Origin of the sequence: Flavobacterium sp. ov086 (genome assembly GCF_900187965.1) — a bacterium.
GTDB lineage: Bacteria > Bacteroidota > Bacteroidia > Flavobacteriales > Flavobacteriaceae > Flavobacterium.
This window is the reverse complement of record NZ_FZNL01000005.1, coordinates 285369-302653: the sequence shown is the minus strand read 5'-3', so window position 1 is coordinate 302653 and position 17285 is coordinate 285369. Positions and strand designations below refer to the sequence as shown.

16 protein-coding genes are annotated in these 17285 nt (G+C 32.7%); 2 read left to right on the top strand and 14 right to left on the bottom strand.

Going from position 1 to position 17285, the window contains the following annotated elements:
- Positions 1-7: 7 nt before the first annotated feature.
- The 12 genes from hisIE to CHB81_RS08445 all read right to left on the bottom strand — a co-directional run bounded on the left by hisIE (position 8) and on the right by CHB81_RS08445 (position 11292).
- On the bottom strand, positions 8-610 hold the full coding sequence (gene hisIE, locus CHB81_RS08500) for a bifunctional phosphoribosyl-AMP cyclohydrolase/phosphoribosyl-ATP diphosphatase HisIE (RefSeq protein ID WP_089351452.1): 603 nt from the start codon (positions 608-610) through the stop codon (positions 8-10).
- Between the two features lie 106 nt (positions 611-716).
- Positions 717-1472, bottom strand: coding sequence for an imidazole glycerol phosphate synthase subunit HisF (gene hisF, locus CHB81_RS08495; protein WP_089351451.1), 756 nt, complete (start codon positions 1470-1472; stop codon positions 717-719).
- A gap of 112 nt (positions 1473-1584) precedes the next feature.
- Entirely contained in the window at positions 1585-1896 is a 312-nt protein-coding gene (locus tag CHB81_RS08490; RefSeq protein WP_089351450.1) for an NIPSNAP family protein, read from the bottom strand.
- A gap of 92 nt (positions 1897-1988) precedes the next feature.
- Positions 1989-2714, bottom strand: a complete 726-nt coding sequence (gene hisA / locus CHB81_RS08485) for a 1-(5-phosphoribosyl)-5-[(5-phosphoribosylamino)methylideneamino]imidazole-4-carboxamide isomerase (RefSeq protein ID WP_089351449.1) — start codon at positions 2712-2714, stop codon at positions 1989-1991.
- A gap of 135 nt (positions 2715-2849) precedes the next feature.
- Positions 2850-3440, bottom strand: a complete 591-nt coding sequence (gene hisH / locus CHB81_RS08480; protein ID WP_089351448.1) for an imidazole glycerol phosphate synthase subunit HisH — start codon at positions 3438-3440, stop codon at positions 2850-2852.
- Positions 3441-3654: 214 nt separating this feature from the next.
- A complete protein-coding gene (locus CHB81_RS08475; RefSeq protein ID WP_089351447.1) occupies positions 3655-4005 on the bottom strand; it encodes a nuclear transport factor 2 family protein in 351 nt (116 codons plus the stop codon).
- Positions 4006-4086: 81 nt separating this feature from the next.
- Positions 4087-5223 carry a bifunctional histidinol-phosphatase/imidazoleglycerol-phosphate dehydratase HisB gene (gene hisB / locus CHB81_RS08470; RefSeq protein WP_089351446.1) on the bottom strand — a complete coding sequence of 379 codons (1137 nt, stop codon included), beginning with the start codon at positions 5221-5223 and terminating at the stop codon, positions 4087-4089.
- Between the two features lie 216 nt (positions 5224-5439).
- Positions 5440-6486 (bottom strand): histidinol-phosphate transaminase, encoded by a 1047-nt coding sequence (gene hisC, locus CHB81_RS08465; protein ID WP_176427505.1) that lies wholly within the window; start codon positions 6484-6486, stop codon positions 5440-5442.
- A 91-nt stretch (positions 6487-6577) separates the two neighbouring features.
- The gene (gene hisD / locus CHB81_RS08460; protein ID WP_089351481.1) at positions 6578-7870 is read right to left on the bottom strand and encodes a histidinol dehydrogenase; all 1293 of its coding nucleotides are present in this window, start codon (positions 7868-7870) and stop codon (positions 6578-6580) included.
- Positions 7871-8057: 187 nt separating this feature from the next.
- Complete coding sequence (hisG, locus tag CHB81_RS08455) at positions 8058-8915, bottom strand: ATP phosphoribosyltransferase (RefSeq protein WP_089351444.1); 858 nt, start codon at positions 8913-8915, stop codon at positions 8058-8060.
- A gap of 310 nt (positions 8916-9225) precedes the next feature.
- Entirely contained in the window at positions 9226-10626 is a 1401-nt protein-coding gene (locus CHB81_RS08450; protein WP_089351443.1) for a HAMP domain-containing sensor histidine kinase, read from the bottom strand.
- The gene (locus tag CHB81_RS08445; RefSeq protein ID WP_089351442.1) at positions 10627-11292 is read right to left on the bottom strand and encodes a response regulator transcription factor; all 666 of its coding nucleotides are present in this window, start codon (positions 11290-11292) and stop codon (positions 10627-10629) included. It abuts the gene before it with no gap.
- A gap of 201 nt (positions 11293-11493) precedes the next feature.
- On the opposite strand from CHB81_RS08445, the gene CHB81_RS08440 reads away from it, so the two are divergent.
- Entirely contained in the window at positions 11494-13584 is a 2091-nt protein-coding gene (locus tag CHB81_RS08440; RefSeq protein ID WP_089351441.1) for an LTA synthase family protein, read from the top strand.
- Between the two features lie 220 nt (positions 13585-13804).
- On the opposite strand, the gene CHB81_RS08435 is transcribed toward CHB81_RS08440, so the two are convergent.
- Complete coding sequence (locus CHB81_RS08435; RefSeq protein ID WP_089351440.1) at positions 13805-14803, bottom strand: zinc dependent phospholipase C family protein; 999 nt, start codon at positions 14801-14803, stop codon at positions 13805-13807.
- Positions 14804-14970: 167 nt separating this feature from the next.
- Positions 14971-15975, bottom strand: coding sequence for a glycoside hydrolase (locus tag CHB81_RS08430; protein ID WP_089351439.1), 1005 nt, complete (start codon positions 15973-15975; stop codon positions 14971-14973).
- A 498-nt stretch (positions 15976-16473) separates the two neighbouring features.
- Here CHB81_RS08430 and CHB81_RS08425 point away from each other — a divergent pair, with 498 nt between their 5' ends.
- A complete protein-coding gene (locus tag CHB81_RS08425) occupies positions 16474-17274 on the top strand; it encodes a hypothetical protein (protein ID WP_254921021.1) in 801 nt (266 codons plus the stop codon).
- The last annotated feature ends 11 nt before the right edge of the window (positions 17275-17285 follow it).

Sequence of the window (17285 nt, the reverse complement as noted above, 5' to 3'; positions counted from 1 at the left end):
AAATCTCTTACTTCTGACGCTTCTTCAAAACATCAACAACATCATTCAACTGAAAACCTTTAGCCTGAAGTAAAATCAAATAATGAAATAATAAATCAGCACTTTCGCTTAAGAATAAATCATCGTTGTTGTCTTTGGCTTCAATTACCACTTCTACAGCTTCTTCGCCTACTTTTTGGGCAATTTTATTAATGCCTTTTTCGAATAACGAAGCAACATAACTTTTCTCAGAATCAGCATTTTCTCTACGTGTTTTAATTGTATTTTCTAATTGAGAAATAAAGCCATAATTTTCCTTATTTTCTTCTTGCCAACAAGTATCAGCACCCGTATGACACGTTGGTCCAACAGGTTTTGCCTGAATTAAAAGTGTGTCGCCATCACAGTCATTTTTAATACTTACAAGATTCAAAAAATTACCACTCTCCTCGCCTTTTGTCCAAAGTCTTTGTTTTGAACGACTGAAAAAAGTAACCTTTTTTGTTTCGATTGTTTTCTGTAAAGATTCTTCGTTCATATACCCCAACATCAAAACATTTTTTGTTTCCGAATCCTGAATTATTGCCGGAATCAATCCGTGTGCGCTTTTTATATCTATGTCCATTTTTATTTTAGATTTTAGAGTTCCGATTTTAGATATCTACACTCTTTATTATTTTGTTTTAGATTACAAACTTAATTCTTGCTTCTTTCTTCTAATTTATAAAGTCTAGCTTCTAAAGTCTAACTTCAACCCCATTATTCCTAAGTTCTTCTTTCAATGTTTTAATCTCAATTTCCTTAAAGTGAAAAACGCTCGCAGCCAACGCCGCATCAGCTTTTCCAACTTTAAATGAATCAACAAAATGCTGAATATTTCCCGCACCGCCCGAAGCAATAATCGGAATATTGATCAACTCTGAAAGTTTTGCCAAAGCTTCATTTGCAAAACCATTTTTGGTTCCGTCATTATCCATCGAAGTAAATAAAATTTCTCCTGCACCACGTTCCGCCACTTCAACCGCCCAATCGAACAAATTTAGTTCCGTTGGAACTTTTCCGCCTACTAAATGTACAATCCATTGTCCATTAATTTGTTTGGCATCGATTGCTACAACAACGCATTGACTTCCAAATTTCTGAGCCAGATCGTTAATCAACTGCGGATTTTTTACTGCCGATGAATTGATTGAAACTTTATCAGCACCATTATTCAAAAGGATCTCAACATCTTCTACAGATGAGATTCCGCCACCAACTGTAAAGGGAATATTAATTTTCTCCGCCACACTTCGCACCATATTAACCAGCGTTTTACGACGTTCTTCCGTAGCCGAAATATCCAGAAAAACCAATTCATCTGCACCTTCGTCTGAATAAATTTCAGCCAACTCCACCGGATCTCCCGCATCACGCAAGTCAACAAAGTTAACACCTTTGACAGTTCTTCCGTTTTTTATATCCAAACAAGGAATGATTCTTTTTGCTAACATATTTTAATGTGTCAATTTTTAATGTGTCAATTAGAAAATTTGATAATTAGATAATTTTGTGCGCAATCCAAAAAATTATCTAATTATCTTATTGACTAATTTTCTAATTATTTTATTCAAATACAGGACTTAAAAAAGTTCTTTCGTAACTTATAATGCATCTTGTGTCTTCTGCAAGTTTAAAAGCTTCTACGCACTCTTTGTCATCTTTTGAAAACATTTGTTTGCGATAATTTTCATAATCTGTTAAACTTGGAAAAGAAAACAATGCATAAGCAATATTATTTGCTCCTTCCGAAGGCATAAAATAACCATGATGGTGACCTCCCAAACGGTTTACAATTTTAATCCATCTCTTACCGTAATCCTCAAAAACCTCTAATTGATAAGGGTCTATAATGTATTTTAAGTGACAAGTTATCATAATCTGTTGTTTTTTTAATGTGCCAATTAGAAAATTTGATAATTAGATAATTTTAAGCACAACGCAGAGAATTATCTAATTGACTAATTATCTCATTTTTTAATTATGTAATCCTCTAATTGTTTCAAAGTTATTCTTCCTTCGTAAATTGCTTTTCCGATAATTGTTCCCTCACAGCCTAATTCGGCCAATTTTGGCAATTCGTCAAACGTTGAAATTCCACCGGACGCGATTAGTTTTACGCCATTTGCTTCGGCTAAAATTTTCTTGTACAAATCAAAACTTGGACCTTGTAACATTCCATCTTTTGCAATATCTGTGCAAATAACATACTGAATTCCTTTGGTTTGATACTCTTGGATAAACGGAATCAAATCTTCGTTTGAATCTTCTAGCCAGCCTGAAACGGCAATTTTTTCATCTTTGGCATCTGCACCTAAAATAATTTTTTCTGAACCATATTCTGAAATCCATTTTTCAAAAATCGCTCTGTTTTTTACAGCAATACTTCCGCCAGTAATCTGACTTGCACCGCTTTCAAAAGCAATTTTCAAATCATCATCAGACTTTAATCCACCGCCAAAATCAATTTGCAAACTCGTTTGTGTGGCAATTTTTTCCAATATTTTATAATTGACAATCTTGCTCGATTTTGCGCCGTCAAGATCTACCAAATGCAAATATTCGATTCCGTGTGCTTCAAATGATTTCGCTACTTCAAGCGGATTTTCGTTGTAAATTATCTTAGTATCATAATCACCTTTGGATAAACGAACACATTTTCCGTCAATGATATCTATGGCTGGTATTATTCTCATTTATTTAAGTCTTAAAGTTTGAAAGTCTAAAGTCGTAAAGTCTTCATTTTTGATTGTCGATTAACGATTTTTGATTTCACATTTTCTAAATTGATATTATAATTGATTTTTGATATTGCTATTGGAATTTGGAATTTAAAAAATTGGAATTTTCAAGAAGTTGCCAAGTATTTTCTCTCCAACAGCACCACTCTTTTCTGGGTGAAACTGTGTTCCATAAAAATTATCTTTCTTTAAAGCCGATGCGTATTCTAACTCGTAATCCGTGATAGCAATGGCTTCATCGCAATTTGGGGCGTAAAAACTATGCACCAAATACATAAATTCATTCTCTGAAATTCCTTTAAACAAATCCGATTTTAAACCATAAATCTGATTCCATCCCATTTGTGGTACCTTTACTTTTGATGTAAATTTAATTACATCAACATCAAAAATCCCTAAACCTCTAGTATTTCCTTCTTCACTCGATTTACACATTAATTGCATTCCCAGGCAAATGCCCAAAACAGGTTGTTTCAAATTCGGAATCAAACTATCTAAACCACTTTCACGAAGTTTAGCCATAGCCGAACTCGCCTCGCCTACGCCTGGAAAAATCACTTTATCAGCCGCTAGAATTTCTTCCGGATTATTACTCAAAACAGCTTTAAAACCAAGCCTTTCAATCGCAAACATAATGCTCTGAATATTTCCTGCTCCGTAATTTATAATTACTATTTTCATTTTCTTATTTTGTTTGTTTTGTTTCAGGTTTCACGTTTCAGGTTGCTCTCCTTTGAGTATAATTTTACCGCAAAGTTCGCAAAGTTTTTTCGCAAAGTGCACTAAGGAATAGCTTGGCGTTCATAGCGTATCCCGATAGCTATCGGGATTGCGCGCCTTACGGTTAAGTACACCAAGGGAAACTTGGAACTTTAAACTTGAAACAATTTTTATTTTACAGATCTGTATAATGAGCGATCATCTTATTTACTAATCCGTTTTGATCAAAAAACATAACTTCGATTGCCATTTTATTCATAATCGATTTGTAATAAAGTGCTACCGAATCAACTCCTGATGTAACTTCAACCAATTCAAAATGCAAATCGGGAATTTTCGACAAAGCCTTTTCCCAATACGCTCTAACTTGTTCTTTTCCTTGAAGTAAACCACTTTCAATTCCTGCAGCCAATTTTATCATTGGCGTTGTAATTTCAATATCTTCCGAGTAATGCTTCATGATATCGTCTAAATCATGCGAATTCCATGATTCAATCCATTCCTCAGCAAACTTTTTAGCTTCCATTTTTTTGTTTTGTTTCAGGTTTCAAGTTTCAGGTTACTCAACAGAACTTGAAACCTGAAACTTGAAACAATTTAAACTTTTTTACAACATTCCTTTCGTCGAAGGCAAAATCATTTTCTCTGTATCTCTTTTCACTGCTACTTTTATTGCTTTTGCGAAAGCTTTAAAAATAGCTTCAATTTTGTGGTGTTCGTTGGTTCCTTCGGCTTTTATATTAATGTTCGCTTTGGCACCGTCTGAGAAGGATTTAAAGAAGTGAAAGAACATTTCTGTTGGCATTTTACCTACCATTTCGCGTTTAAATTCCGTTTCCCAAACCAACCAGTTTCTTCCGCCAAAATCAATTGCAACCTGTGCTAAACAATCGTCCATTGGCAAACAGAAACCATAACGTTCGATGCCTAGTTTATTTCCTAATGCTTTTGCAAAAACTTCTCCTAGAGCAATTGCAGTATCTTCAATCGTATGGTGTTCATCGACTTCAAGATCACCTTTTACCAAAATTTCCAAATCCATTTGACCGTGACGCGAAATTTGATCTAACATGTGATCAAAAAAAGCAATTCCGGTTTCGATTTTACTTTTTCCTGTTCCGTCCAGATTCAAATTGATAAAAATGTCGGTTTCATTAGTTTTACGCGTAATCGAAGCCGAACGTGCTTCCAGCTTTAAAAACTCATAAATTGTTTTCCAACTCATCGTTTGAAGAATAATCGTTTCGTCTAATTCTTCTCTTTTTGATGAGATTTCATTGCTTCCAATTCCGTCATTATCATTGATAAAAATAGCTTTTGCGCCCAGATTTTTAGCCAATTCAACATCTGTTAAGCGATCTCCTAAAACAAAAGAATTAGCCAAATCATACGCCGGATTATCAATATATTTTGTTAACATTCCAGTTCTCGGCTTGCGCGTTGGTGCATTATCTTCAGGAAAAGATCTGTCTATGAAAATATCATCAAACAAAACCCCTTCGTTTTCAAAGGCTTTTAAGATAAAATTCTGCGTTGGCCAAAACGTATCTTCCGGAAAACTATCCGTTCCTAATCCGTCCTGATTAGTTACCATCGCCAATTCGTAATCTAATTCATTGGCAATTTTAGCCAAATATTGAAAAGCTTTTGGATAAAATTCTACTTTATCCAAAGCATCTAACTGATAATTTTCAGGTTCTAAAACAATCGTTCCGTCACGATCGATAAAAAGTACTTTCTTCATAAATTATATTTTTTTCTGCCACTCCCGATAGCTATCGGGATACACAGATTAAAATGATTTTTCTATTGTCAATAATTTTATTTCACGCAGATTTAAAAAGATTTAAGCAGATTCACGCAGATTTTTTATAATTAAAGATCAAAATAAATCTGCTTTAATCTGCCAAATCTGCGTGAAAAATCATTTTAACCTGTGTCATCTGTGGCTATATTTTTTTTATTTCAATAACTTCAATTCTCTAATCAAAACTGCATTTTCTTCCGGAATTCCAATCGTAAAACGCAAACAATTTTCACATAAAGGTTGAGTTGTTCTGTTTCTGATTACGATTCCTTTTGCAATTAATTCATCATATCTTTTATTAGCATTATCTACTTTCACTAAGACAAAATTTGCTTCAGTTGGATACACTTTTTCCACAAAACTTACTTCAAATAAAACTTTAAGCAACTCTTCTCTTTGCTCAATAATAGAAGCTATTTCTTGTTTTATTTTATCCGAATCATTCAAGCGAACAATTGCTCTTTGCTGCGTTAATTCGTTTACATTATAAGGTGGTTTTATTTTGTTTAAAACCGAAATCACAGCTTCAGATGCATAACAAATTCCTAAGCGAATTCCAGCTAAACCATATGCTTTTGAAAGCGTTTGTGTAATCACCAAATTTGGATATTCATCGATTTCTGTCAACCAGCTTTCTTTCTCCGAAAAGTCAATATAAGCTTCATCAATCACAACTAAACCTTTAAAGTTTTGAAGCAATTTCACCACACTTTCATCCGAAAAAGAATTTCCGGTTGGGTTATTTGGCGAACATAAAAAGATGATTTTTGTGTTTTCATCAACGCGATCTAAAATCTTCTCTACTTGTGGCTGAAAATCTGTTGAAAGTAGAACTTCTCTGTTTTCTACCGCATTAATATTTGCCAAAACGCTATACATTCCGTACGTTGGCGGTAACGAAATAATATTGTCGATTTTTGGCTCGCAGAAAGCTCTGAAAAGCAAATCCAAAACTTCATCACTCCCGTTTCCAAGCAATATCTGACTTGGTTTTATCTTATTATTCTTAGCCAAAATCGCTTTAACCGAATTTTGTTGCGGATCAGGGTAACGATTCGCGCCATTTTGAAAAGGGTTTTCATTAGCATCCAAAAAAATCATTTCGGCAGTATCAAAATCCTCAAACTCATCACGTGCCGACGAATAAGGTTTTAAAGTTTTCACGTTTTCACGTGTTATGTTATTTATATCGAATTCCATTGTCTTAATTTTTTAAAGAGGAAAGATTGTAGAAGCAAGATGAAAGACTTATCTATATTTCTTCTATAATCTTACTTCTATAATCTTTGTTCTATAATCTTGCTTCTAAACTCACCAATCTCAAAGTAACAGCATTTTTATGCGCTTGTAAACCTTCGGCTTCGGCCATAACTTCAATTGCTTTTCCTATGTTTTGAATTCCTTTTTCTGTTATCTTCTGAAATGTCATAGATTTCATAAAACTATCCAGATTCACACCGCTGTAATTTTTGGCGTATCCGTTTGTTGGCAACGTATGATTAGTTCCTGAGGCATAATCTCCAGCACTTTCAGGAGTATAATTCCCAATAAAAACAGAACCTGCATTTACAATTCCGTTGCAATAGAAATCATCAAATTCTGAACAAATAATAAAGTGTTCCGGTCCATATTCATTGATTAAATCTAGCGCAATCTGATCGTTTTCAACATAAATTAGCTTTGAATTTTCAATTGCTTTTTTGGCGATCACTTTACGAGGAAGAACCTCTATCTGAGTCTGAATTTCATTCTCAACAGCATCAATTAATTTTCTTGAAGTCGAAACTAAAATCACCTGACTATCTGTTCCATGTTCTGCCTGCGACAATAAATCTGAAGCCACAAATGCGGGAACCGCTGTATCATCTGCCACAACAAGCAATTCCGAAGGTCCTGCAGGCATATCAATCGCTACTCCAAATTGCGTCGCCAATTGCTTTGCAACGGTTACAAATTGATTTCCTGGTCCGAAAATCTTATACACTTTTGGGATTGATTGCGTGCCAAATGTCATTCCGGCAATTGCCTGAATTCCGCCTACTTTTAATATTTTGGTTACACCACATAAATTAGCAGCGTACAAAATCGCTGGATTTATTTTTCCTGATTTATCAGGTGGTGAACACAAAACAATTTCTTTGCAACCAGCAATTTCAGCAGGAACCGCCAACATTAAAACGGTGGAAAACAAAGGCGCAGTTCCACCCGGAATGTATAATCCAATTTTCTGAATTGGTCTTTTTTCTTGCCAACAGTTTACGCCTTCTGTAGTTTCAATCGAAATTCTTTCTGTTTTTTGAGCGGTGTGAAACTTCAAAATGTTTGCTTTTGCCAATTGAATCGCTTCTTTCAATTCATTTGAAATCAAACTAACAGCTTCTTCAATTTCTTTAGGAGAAACTTCGTAATTCTCTAGAGTTATTCCGTCAAAAATTGAAGTGTATTTTGCAACGGCTTCATCGCCTTTTTTCTGTACTTCTTTGAAGATTTCTTTTACTGTAACTTCGATATCATCGATAGTTTTTGTTGGTCTTTTTAATATTTCTGACCAGGTATCTGGTTTTGGACTGTCTATTTTATTCATGTTACTATTTTTATAACCACAAACTTTGTGGGTTTTTACCGCAAAGAGCGCAAAAATTTTTATTATTCTTTGTCTTGAAAAACACAAAGTTCGCAAAGCTGTTGTCGACGTTTGGAATTTGGAATTTTTCTTTTGTGAATTCTTTTTTAAAATTGGAATTTGGAATTTTAAATATTTGAAATTTCCTTTAAAGTACCATTTTCTCAATTGGACAAACTAAAATTCCTTCGGCTCCAGCCTCTTTTAATTTATCAATGACGTCCCAAAAAGTGTCTTTGTCAATTACGGAGTGAACACTGCTCCAGCCTTCTTGTGCCAAAGGTAAAACGGTCAAACTTCTTAAAACCGGTAATATTTTACCAATTTCATCGATTTTGTCGTTTGGAACGTTCATTAAGATATATTTTGAATTTCTTGCTCTTAAAACCGATTGTATTCTGAATTTTAAAGTATCGATGTGTTTCTGAATTTCGGGTGAAACTTTTGGAGAAACTGCCAGAACTGCTTCACTTTTTAAAATAACTTCTACTTCTCTCAGGTTATTTTTGAATAAGGTACTTCCGCTTGAAACAATATCTACAATTGCATCAGCAAGACCAATATTTGGAGCAATCTCAACAGAACCTGAAATTTGGTGAATATCGACTGTTAATCCAAAAGAACTAAAATATTCGTTTACTGTATTTGGGTACGAAGTTGCAATACGCAAACCTGCTAAATCCTGAATTGAATTGTAATCGAAGGTTTTTGGAACTGCAACAGAAACTTTGCATTTTGAAAATCCTAATTTTTGGATTACTTCAATATGCTTGCCTTTTTCTACTAAAAGATTATCACCTACAATAGCAAGATCTACAACTCCGTCGATTAAATATTGAGGAATATCTGAATTTCTTAGATACAAAACTTCTAAGGGAAAATTTGAAGCTTCGGCTTTTAACTGATCGTTGCCATTATTGATCGAAATACCGCAATCTTTAAGAATTTGAATGCTGTCTTCGTTTAAACGACCAGATTTTTGAATTGCAATTTTTAATGTACTCATTTTTTTAGTTTTTGTTGGATTAATAGTTTGAGTACAAAGAATTGGTATAAAAAAACCCGTTTGATGTACTCAAACGGGTTTTAAAATATGATGATTTACATGCATACCATTAACACATCGCCTGAGAGCAATAATGAAAATGATGATGATGTAATTGTGTAGAAATCATGACTTGGTTTATTTTATAATTCTTTGATTCGGTTGCAAATATACTAGTTAATTTCATAAAAAAGCAATTTTTAATTTAACTTAACGATACTTTATTGTTAAAAAAAAAGCAAGAGTCTTTATTATATTGGATTTTTTGAATTTACGATAACGTTTTCAAAGTATCATTAAAACTTAAAACAACAGTCGTTCCAACTCCTTTTTCACTATCAATTTTAAATTTAATGTGAAGCAATTCTGTAATTCGTTTTACGATTGACAATCCTAATCCTGTTCCTTTAATTTCTGGATGATCTGTAGAATTTGATCTGAAGAAAGGGTTAAAAATAGCTTCTAAATCTTCTTTTGCAATCCCAATTCCATTATCAGAAATAGTACAAACTGTCTTTTCATTTTGTTTTGAAAGTAAAATAGAAACTTCTCCATCTTTATTGGTATACTTAATTGCATTCGAAATGATATTTCTTAAAATCGTAATGACTAAAAAATTATCAGATTTAATATAATAGTCTTCAAAAGCATTGAACTTAATACTAATTCTTTGCTTGTTTATTTTTTCTGTGTTTAATGTTAAAACATCTAAAATTAATGCGTTTAAATGAACTGATTCTGCTTTGATATTTTGCCTTTGATTTTCAAAACGCGCCATCAAAAGCAATTGATCTACCAGCAAATTCAAGTGATCAACTTCTTTTATACAATAGTTAATTTTTTCTTCATATTCCTTGCTGTCTCTAGGTTTACGAACCAAGACTTCAAGTGTTCCTTTAATAACAGTCAAAGGTGTCCTTAACTCATGAGACGCATCAGAAGTAAACTGTTTTTCACGCTCAATAGCATCTTCAAGTCGGTTTAATAAATTGTTTATTGTCTTTGAAAGCGTATACAATTCATCTCGTGTCCTGGGCAGTGGGATTCGGGCTTTTAGATTATCTCTTGTAATAATTCTTGAGGTATTTATAATTGCATTTATTGGTTTTATACTTCTGCCGGCAAAAAAACGAGCAATGAAAAACAGCAACACTAAAATGCCTAAAAAAGACAAGCACATAACATCAAATAAATTATTAAGTACCAGCTTAGAATCTTCCAGCGACATTGCGACAATAATATATCCTATTTTTTTATTTTTTATATGAAGCGGAACCTGAACTTGCCTGATGGAGTGATCTCCCATTTTTGCGTCAAACAGCTCAAAATCTTCTACAGAATCTTTAAACTCTAAAGTTTGCGTTTTAAGATTTGGTGCTTTATCGATAATTTTTTTATTTAGGTCTAAAAACTCCACAAAAACAGGATTTACATCTACTGTATTGTGTTCCCGTTCGTTCCACTCTTCCTGATCAATAAGAATTATTTTACCCTCTTTTTGTTTAATTTCCTCGAGATGATTCTGAATTTCAACTTTAATATTTTCATCAATATGGCTGTAAACAGTATGTTTGACAATAAAATAAATAACGGAGAAAACTACCAAAATCAACAAACCTGTGGTAATGATATAGTTTAAAGCGATTCTGTTTTTAAAAGAAAGTTGCGACATTTATAAATCGTTAGCGATATAACCAATACCGCGAATTGTTTTAATATAATCTTCTTCAATTTTCAGATTAAGTTTTTTTCTGATGGCATTCATAAAAACATCAATTACGCCAGTATCATACTCAAAATTTATTTCCCAAACATCCTTTAAAATTTGATTTCTCGTACAGACTTTTCCTTTATTCTGAATTAAGTAAGTTAGCAATTCAAATTCTCTTTGGGTCAGTGCTACTTCTTCTTCATTTTTCAAAACAATATGCTTCGATAAATCAATTTTAATAGTACCTAAGGTTAGTATTTTCTGTTCTTTTTGATTTCTAAAGTGAACTTTGATTCGCTCTACCAATTCTTCAAAACTAAAAGGCTTTTTGATATAATCATTAGCACCCGCTTTTAAGCCTTCGATAGTTTCCTGAACCGTATCTTTTGCGGTTAAAAAAATAATTGGCGTAGTTTGATCTTTTATTCTTATGGCTTTACATAAATCTAAACCATTTATTTTAGGAAGCATCCAATCCAGTAAAATTAAATCAAAGTTCTGCCCCTGAATCAATTCAAAACCTTTTGAACCATCATTTGCTGTGGTAACCTGATATCCTTCTTCCTGCAAACCTTGTTGCAAAAACTGAACAATACCCAATTCATCTTCAACTATTAAAATGTGCATTTAATTGTATAATTTATGTTAAAATGTGAATTTTTTACCCTCAAAGGTAAAAAAAATGAGATCAGAAACTTCTCAAAATCATAAGAATAGTAGAAATATTCTTATCTTAAGCAAATATTAAGATAAAGTTAAGTAATATGAAAGTGTAACTTAATCTAAAACTAATATATAAGGATTAATTTTGCCAAAAAAATTAGCTTCATGAATTTTTACAAGAAACTTTCCCCATTTTACAATCTTGCTCTATTTTATTTTGCCGTAAGCTTTGTATTACGAATTGTTTTATTTTTTCACCCAATAACACAAAGTTCTTTTACTATTCTTGAGAGTTTGAAAATCTTTGTTTTAGGACTTGTCTCAGACTTCTTTGTTTTTGTTATTGCAAGTGTTTTTTTATGGCTTTACTTAATATTCATTTCAAATTCTAAATATAATAAGCCTTCCGGATATATCATTCTTGGAGTTTTTGTAGCATTGTTTATCTATGTTGCATCTGGAAAAAGTGTTTTTGATGAATATGGTGGCGCTTTACCGAGAATAATTCTAATTTTTATCGGAATTAAAATGGCGTTTTTTGCTCTTTTACTTTTTCTTCCTAAACTAAAAGACAAAATAAGATATTGGTTATTTGCTTTTGTAATCTTTTTATATGTTTTATTGATTCTACAAAACGGATTGAGCGAATATTTCTTTTGGAATGAATTTGGTGTTAAATACAATTTCATTGCCGTAAATTATTTGATTTACACCAATGAGGTTATTGGAAATATTATGCAATCATATCCTGTAATTCCAATATTTTCAGCATTATTTATTATAACTGGAATTTTTACTTATTTTATTTTAAAAAGATCCAGAAACTATATAGACAATATTCCTTCTATTGGCGAAAAACTAAAAATTAGTTTGGTTTATCTTTGCCTGTTTGCTATTTCATTAGTTGTGATTCCTACTTTGGCAAAAACAGAAAACTCTAAAAATGTTTTCGTTAACGAATTACAGGCTAATGGAATTTACAAATTCTATCTGGCTTTCCAGAATAACAAACTAGACTATTTTAAATTTTATAAAACACTTCCTAACGAAAAAGCTTTTACACTTTTAAAACAGCAGTTTCCTACCATTTCAGGACAAGACACTAAACGTACTATAACTAGTGATTCTCTTGAAAACCACAAAAACGTTGTTTTAATTACAATCGAAAGTTATAGTGCCGAATTCATGAAAATGTACGGAAACGAGCAAAATATCACTCCTTTTCTGGATAGTTTAGCGCAAAAAAGCTTACTGTTTACTAATTTATATGCGGCAGGAAACAGAACGGTTCGTGGACTTGAAGCTGTAACTTTATGTTTACCTCCAACTGCTGGGGAAAGTGTTGTAAAAAGAGAAGACAATAAGAATAAATTCTCGACTGGAGCAATTTTCAAACAAAAAGGATACAATGTAAAATACATGTATGGAGGAGATGCTTTTTTTGACAATATGCAGGATTTTTATTCTGGAAATGGTTACCAAATTGTAGATAAATCAAGCTTTTCTCCTGAGGAAATTACATTTTCTAATGTTTGGGGAGTTTGTGATGAAGACATGTACAACAAAGCGATTAAGATTATGAATGCTGAAGCAAAGGAAAATAAACCTTTCTTTAATCACATAATGACCGTAAGTAATCACAGACCTTTTACATATCCTAACAATAAAATTGATATTCCGGGTGATATAAAATCTCGTGATGGTGGAGTAAAATATACTGATTATTCCTTGAGAAAATTCTTTGAAATGGCGAGCAAGCAGCCTTGGTTCAAGAATACCGTATTTGTAATTGTTGCTGATCATTGTGCTTCAAGTGCTGGAAAAACAGAACTTCCGTTGGATAAATACAGAATTCCCGGTTTCATTTATACACCCGGTGCAAAACCTGTAAAATACAATCAGCTAATGTCGCAAATAGATATTATGCCAACACTTTTTGGATTACTGAATTTTAGCTATGAAAGTAAATTCTTTGGTCAGGATGTTTTAAAACCAGATTATAAACCGAGAGCTTTTATTGCAACTTATCAGGATTTAGGCTTAATAAAAGATAATGTTTTGACGGTTTTATCTCCTAAGCAACAAGTAAAACAATTTGACCTTAAAATCGATACAAAACCCGGTATTGCTCCTGAATTTCAAATTGATTACAACGAAATTCCGATGAAAACAGAAAAAACTGATTTGGTAAATGAAACGATCTCTTTTTATCAAACCGCTTCGGATATGTTGAAGGAAAAGAAATACCAGAAATAGAATAAATTATCATGGCGCGATGATGTGCGGATTTAAACAAGTTTCCACCGATTTTAACTCTTGTTTGTGTTTTCTCCTTCGTTGAAATGGTAAGATTCTGTAAAAAATAAAAGAGCCTCAAATTCAATGAATTTGAGGCTCTTTTATTTAGATGGAATTATTAATTTCATTAATCACATTTCAACTTGAAACCTGAAACCTGAAACTAAAAAAACTTTCCTTAGTCATTCTGATTCTGCATTCCGAATAAATATCCTTGTTGAAATAATTTTTGATCATCTTTCAAAGCTTGATTATTACGTTGTGTAAGCTCATACGAATCTAATTTGCTTAGATCTGGTTTTCCTGCATTTACCCATGCAGTATACCAAAAACTTGCTGTTGCTGCAATTGCTTTTTTCATCTGGCTTTCAACCATTCCGTTTAAGTCCTTGTTCAATTTAGCAGCATACTCATCAGAGAATTTAGCTGTATTGTATTTAGTTTTAACGACTTTTCCTTCTGCATCAACAACAAAGACCTTGCTTTCAGGAGTTGATGTTCTCAATTTTTTATCTATCGCCAATAAAGACGCAGCTAAACTATGTGTATCATTGATCATATCCCAGGTTGCTTTATGAACATCTTCATAATAAACTGCCTGAGGTACGTTTAATCTATAGTTTTTAGCAAACAATTCTGGTAATCTGCTTTCCCAAAGTGAATGAATTCCTTTTTGGTCGCTCAATTGTCCGTCGTGATTTGCAGACGTGTGCAATGGCATATGCGCATCACCAATATAATGTCCTAAATCTGCTGCAAGGAACAAGATTTCAGCTCTGTTTTTTTCTTTAAAAGCCTTGGTTAATTTTGCCATCATATCTTCGATATACCAAGGCAAGATTCCGTTATCGTTCAAAAATTTAGCATCGTATTTTTTCTTTGCTTCTTCTAAAGTTTTTGGAAAGCTATCTTTAGTTCCAAAATTTTCCATATCAAAATAGTGTCTTGGATTTTCGTCTTTATAATTCAAAGCATATTTACGAATATCCGGCACAGAGGCTTCCTGAGTAATAAAATCAATATGATTGTAAAAAAATACTTGTATCGATTGAGGCAAAGCCATAACTGCAGCTTTGTTAATACGTTCATGTCCAACGATTCCCCATGATAATGTCAAAAATCCAAGTCCTAAAGCAAAAAAAGCGATTAGTTTTGGTTTCATTTTAAAGTTTTTCATTTGTAATTTTGTTTGAGGGGCAAATTTAATCTCATTTAAAGATAATTCAAAAGAATACTAACAAATATTGTGTTATTTTAATTAAATTAAACAAAGCTACAAGCAAAATGAGAATTTTTCAGCCACAGATACTTCATTTATAGCATTGTGACTGAAAAAACTATTAATTACAATTTATTGTAAACAATACTAAAATAAGAAGATGTAGTATATGTTTTAGGGCTTCCGCTTGTGTAAGCCTGAAATTGGGGCGTTATCATATTCATAGAACCGCCATCACCATTCCATGCCCAGCCTAAAATAGTCCATCCTTTATTCTTAGCATAATCAACAATTCCGGACCAATCTGCGCCAGATCCTCCACTGTTTCCAAATTCACCAATCATACAAGGTCTGCCGGATGAAGCCAAATCGTCAATATCAGAAGTATTCATATAACGTCCTTTTGCCTGATTATAAGCTCCGGGATAAATATGCGCTGACAGAATAATTTTAGTATCATTAATTTTTGTTTGTCCGGCAGAGCAGCCTTTTACCGCACAAGCAGCCGTAGCAGTTTCTTGTCCCCAACCCGGAATGTCAATAATAATTGTACCGCTATACACTTTTCTAACTTCAGTAATTGCCATGTTATAAGCAGCAGCAAATGCAGCGGGAGTAATATTATGGCTTCCCCATTCGTTGGTTAGATTAATAATAAAATTACCTCCTAAGCTGCTGTAATTATTTTTCCACCAAGTCGCTGCTGCATTCAATTCGGCAGTACTGTCTGAACCTAATACACTCGATTTATGATAGGAAACAATTACCGTAAATCCGTTTGCCTTTGCTTCAGAAATCCATCTTTTAGCATTGGTTTCCTGTCCCGGCTCTACTTCAATTCTAACGGTTTTGATTTTAGTATTTTGTTTCATTAAGTTCCAGCCTAAGTCACAATTTCCTCCGTTGTAATAAGAAGGCTGCAGATTTACTCCATTTCCGATGTCTCCAAAACTTGATGCGGTCTTTGAAGTTAAATTAGAAGTTGTTGTTACAGCAGTTACAAGTTTTGCTTCAGGAGTTCTTTGTTCTGTATCGGATCTGTCGCAACTAACAAAAAGTGAAATACTTAAAGTTAAAAATAAAACAGGAATTAGTTTGAAAATTTGTTTCATAAAATGTGGTTTTTTCATAAGATAGTTTTTAAAAAGTTAACGAAGATTTTAAGGCCCTAAAAAATATTCATTGCAAATATTTAGTTTTCAGTAAGATAAAACTGATTGTATTTTATCAAACTGTAATACAAAATATTCATTATAACTATTTAAAAATAAAACAAATACAATCTAACTGTTAAAAATATAAATTAATGATAATAGAAAACTTTCTTTAGAACTCAGAACAATGATTATAATTCTAACAAAATCATCTTAAAACCATTTTCAAAATAATTTAACGATTTCAAAAAAATATAAACCTCATAAAAAGTATACATTGAAAAAACTATGTAAATTTGAGTCTTAATATTATTCTCTGTTTTAATGAATTTAGCTAAAGCAATACTTTTTTCTCTTATTTTTTCTTCAATTTGTACAGCACAAGATATTGTGCAACTAAAAAATATTAGTGATACTATTTTAAACACTAAAAGAACACTGCAAGTACCAGATCCATTGAATGCTATAAAAACAATGCAGAAATTATTTCCCGGAAAACTATACAACTTATCAGACCATAATACTTTTATAAGCTGGAATTGCAAAAGTTGCAAACCTGTTGCGTACAATGACGTAAATGGTGTCGAAGGCGATCAAATGTTTCCTTATACTAGAGGGGTTGCCACAAGAATATTGGGTAATATCGATTATAAAGATTCTAAAAACAATCAATTCAAACTGCTATTTTTCAATCATTCTGATTATGACGAAGATGGTTTGCAAACCAGCAGATTCTCCGGTGGTCTTGTTGGTGTTGCTAAGTTTGCAAAGAATGACAAGAGTTGGATAATGAGATCTTTTCAACCTGCAGTTGCTGCTTTTGGTTCATTTGCACAAGCCCCTTCTCCAAAACTTATTGAGATTGGAGAAGATCAATATGCTTTTACATTATTGCATGTGAATGGCGGTGCCGGTGGTCCTTTTGAAGGTATTCTGTATCTTGTTGCCGGATTTGAAGGCAAATACCAACCTATTATGGAGGTCTATGATTACCAACTTACCAATGTTGCAAGTGTAGAATGGTCCGGTTCTTATACCGTTGTCAATGACAATACTAAAAAACATTTTAGGGATATTATCATTAAAACAAAAGGTTCTTTTGATAAAGCTGCACAAGCAAATGACGAATTTGAAGTAAATCTACCTCAGGAAATAGCTGCAATGGCCAAAACAAAAAAACAATTTAATTTTGAGATTGAAAAGCATTTTTCGTTCAAAGGAAAATTATACAAAATGACTGATAAACCGATTGTCAAGTTTTCGAATGTAAAATAATTCAATTTCCT

Excerpts from the sequence above, each read along its gene's own strand:
- hisF (WP_089351451.1), bottom strand. The coding sequence starts at position 1,472 with ATGTTAGCAAAAAGAATCATTCCTTGTTTGGATATAAAAAACGGAAGA.
- CHB81_RS08490 (WP_089351450.1), bottom strand. The coding sequence starts at position 1,896 with ATGATAACTTGTCACTTAAAATACATTATAGACCCTTATCAATTAGAG.
- hisA (WP_089351449.1), bottom strand. The coding sequence starts at position 2,714 with ATGAGAATAATACCAGCCATAGATATCATTGACGGAAAATGTGTTCGT.
- hisH (WP_089351448.1), bottom strand. The coding sequence starts at position 3,440 with ATGAAAATAGTAATTATAAATTACGGAGCAGGAAATATTCAGAGCATT.
- CHB81_RS08475 (WP_089351447.1), bottom strand. The coding sequence starts at position 4,005 with ATGGAAGCTAAAAAGTTTGCTGAGGAATGGATTGAATCATGGAATTCG.
- hisB (WP_089351446.1), bottom strand. The coding sequence starts at position 5,223 with ATGAAGAAAGTACTTTTTATCGATCGTGACGGAACGATTGTTTTAGAA.
- hisC (WP_176427505.1), bottom strand. The coding sequence starts at position 6,486 with ATGGAATTCGATATAAATAACATAACACGTGAAAACGTGAAAACTTTA.
- hisD (WP_089351481.1), bottom strand. The coding sequence starts at position 7,870 with ATGAATAAAATAGACAGTCCAAAACCAGATACCTGGTCAGAAATATTA.
- hisG (WP_089351444.1), bottom strand. The coding sequence starts at position 8,915 with ATGAGTACATTAAAAATTGCAATTCAAAAATCTGGTCGTTTAAACGAA.
- CHB81_RS08450 (WP_089351443.1), bottom strand. The coding sequence starts at position 10,626 with ATGTCGCAACTTTCTTTTAAAAACAGAATCGCTTTAAACTATATCATT.
- CHB81_RS08445 (WP_089351442.1), bottom strand. The coding sequence starts at position 11,292 with ATGCACATTTTAATAGTTGAAGATGAATTGGGTATTGTTCAGTTTTTG.
- CHB81_RS08440 (WP_089351441.1), top strand. The coding sequence starts at position 11,494 with ATGAATTTTTACAAGAAACTTTCCCCATTTTACAATCTTGCTCTATTT.
- CHB81_RS08435 (WP_089351440.1), bottom strand. The coding sequence starts at position 14,803 with ATGAAAAACTTTAAAATGAAACCAAAACTAATCGCTTTTTTTGCTTTA.
- CHB81_RS08430 (WP_089351439.1), bottom strand. The coding sequence starts at position 15,975 with ATGAAAAAACCACATTTTATGAAACAAATTTTCAAACTAATTCCTGTT.
- CHB81_RS08425 (WP_254921021.1), top strand. The coding sequence starts at position 16,474 with ATGCAGAAATTATTTCCCGGAAAACTATACAACTTATCAGACCATAAT.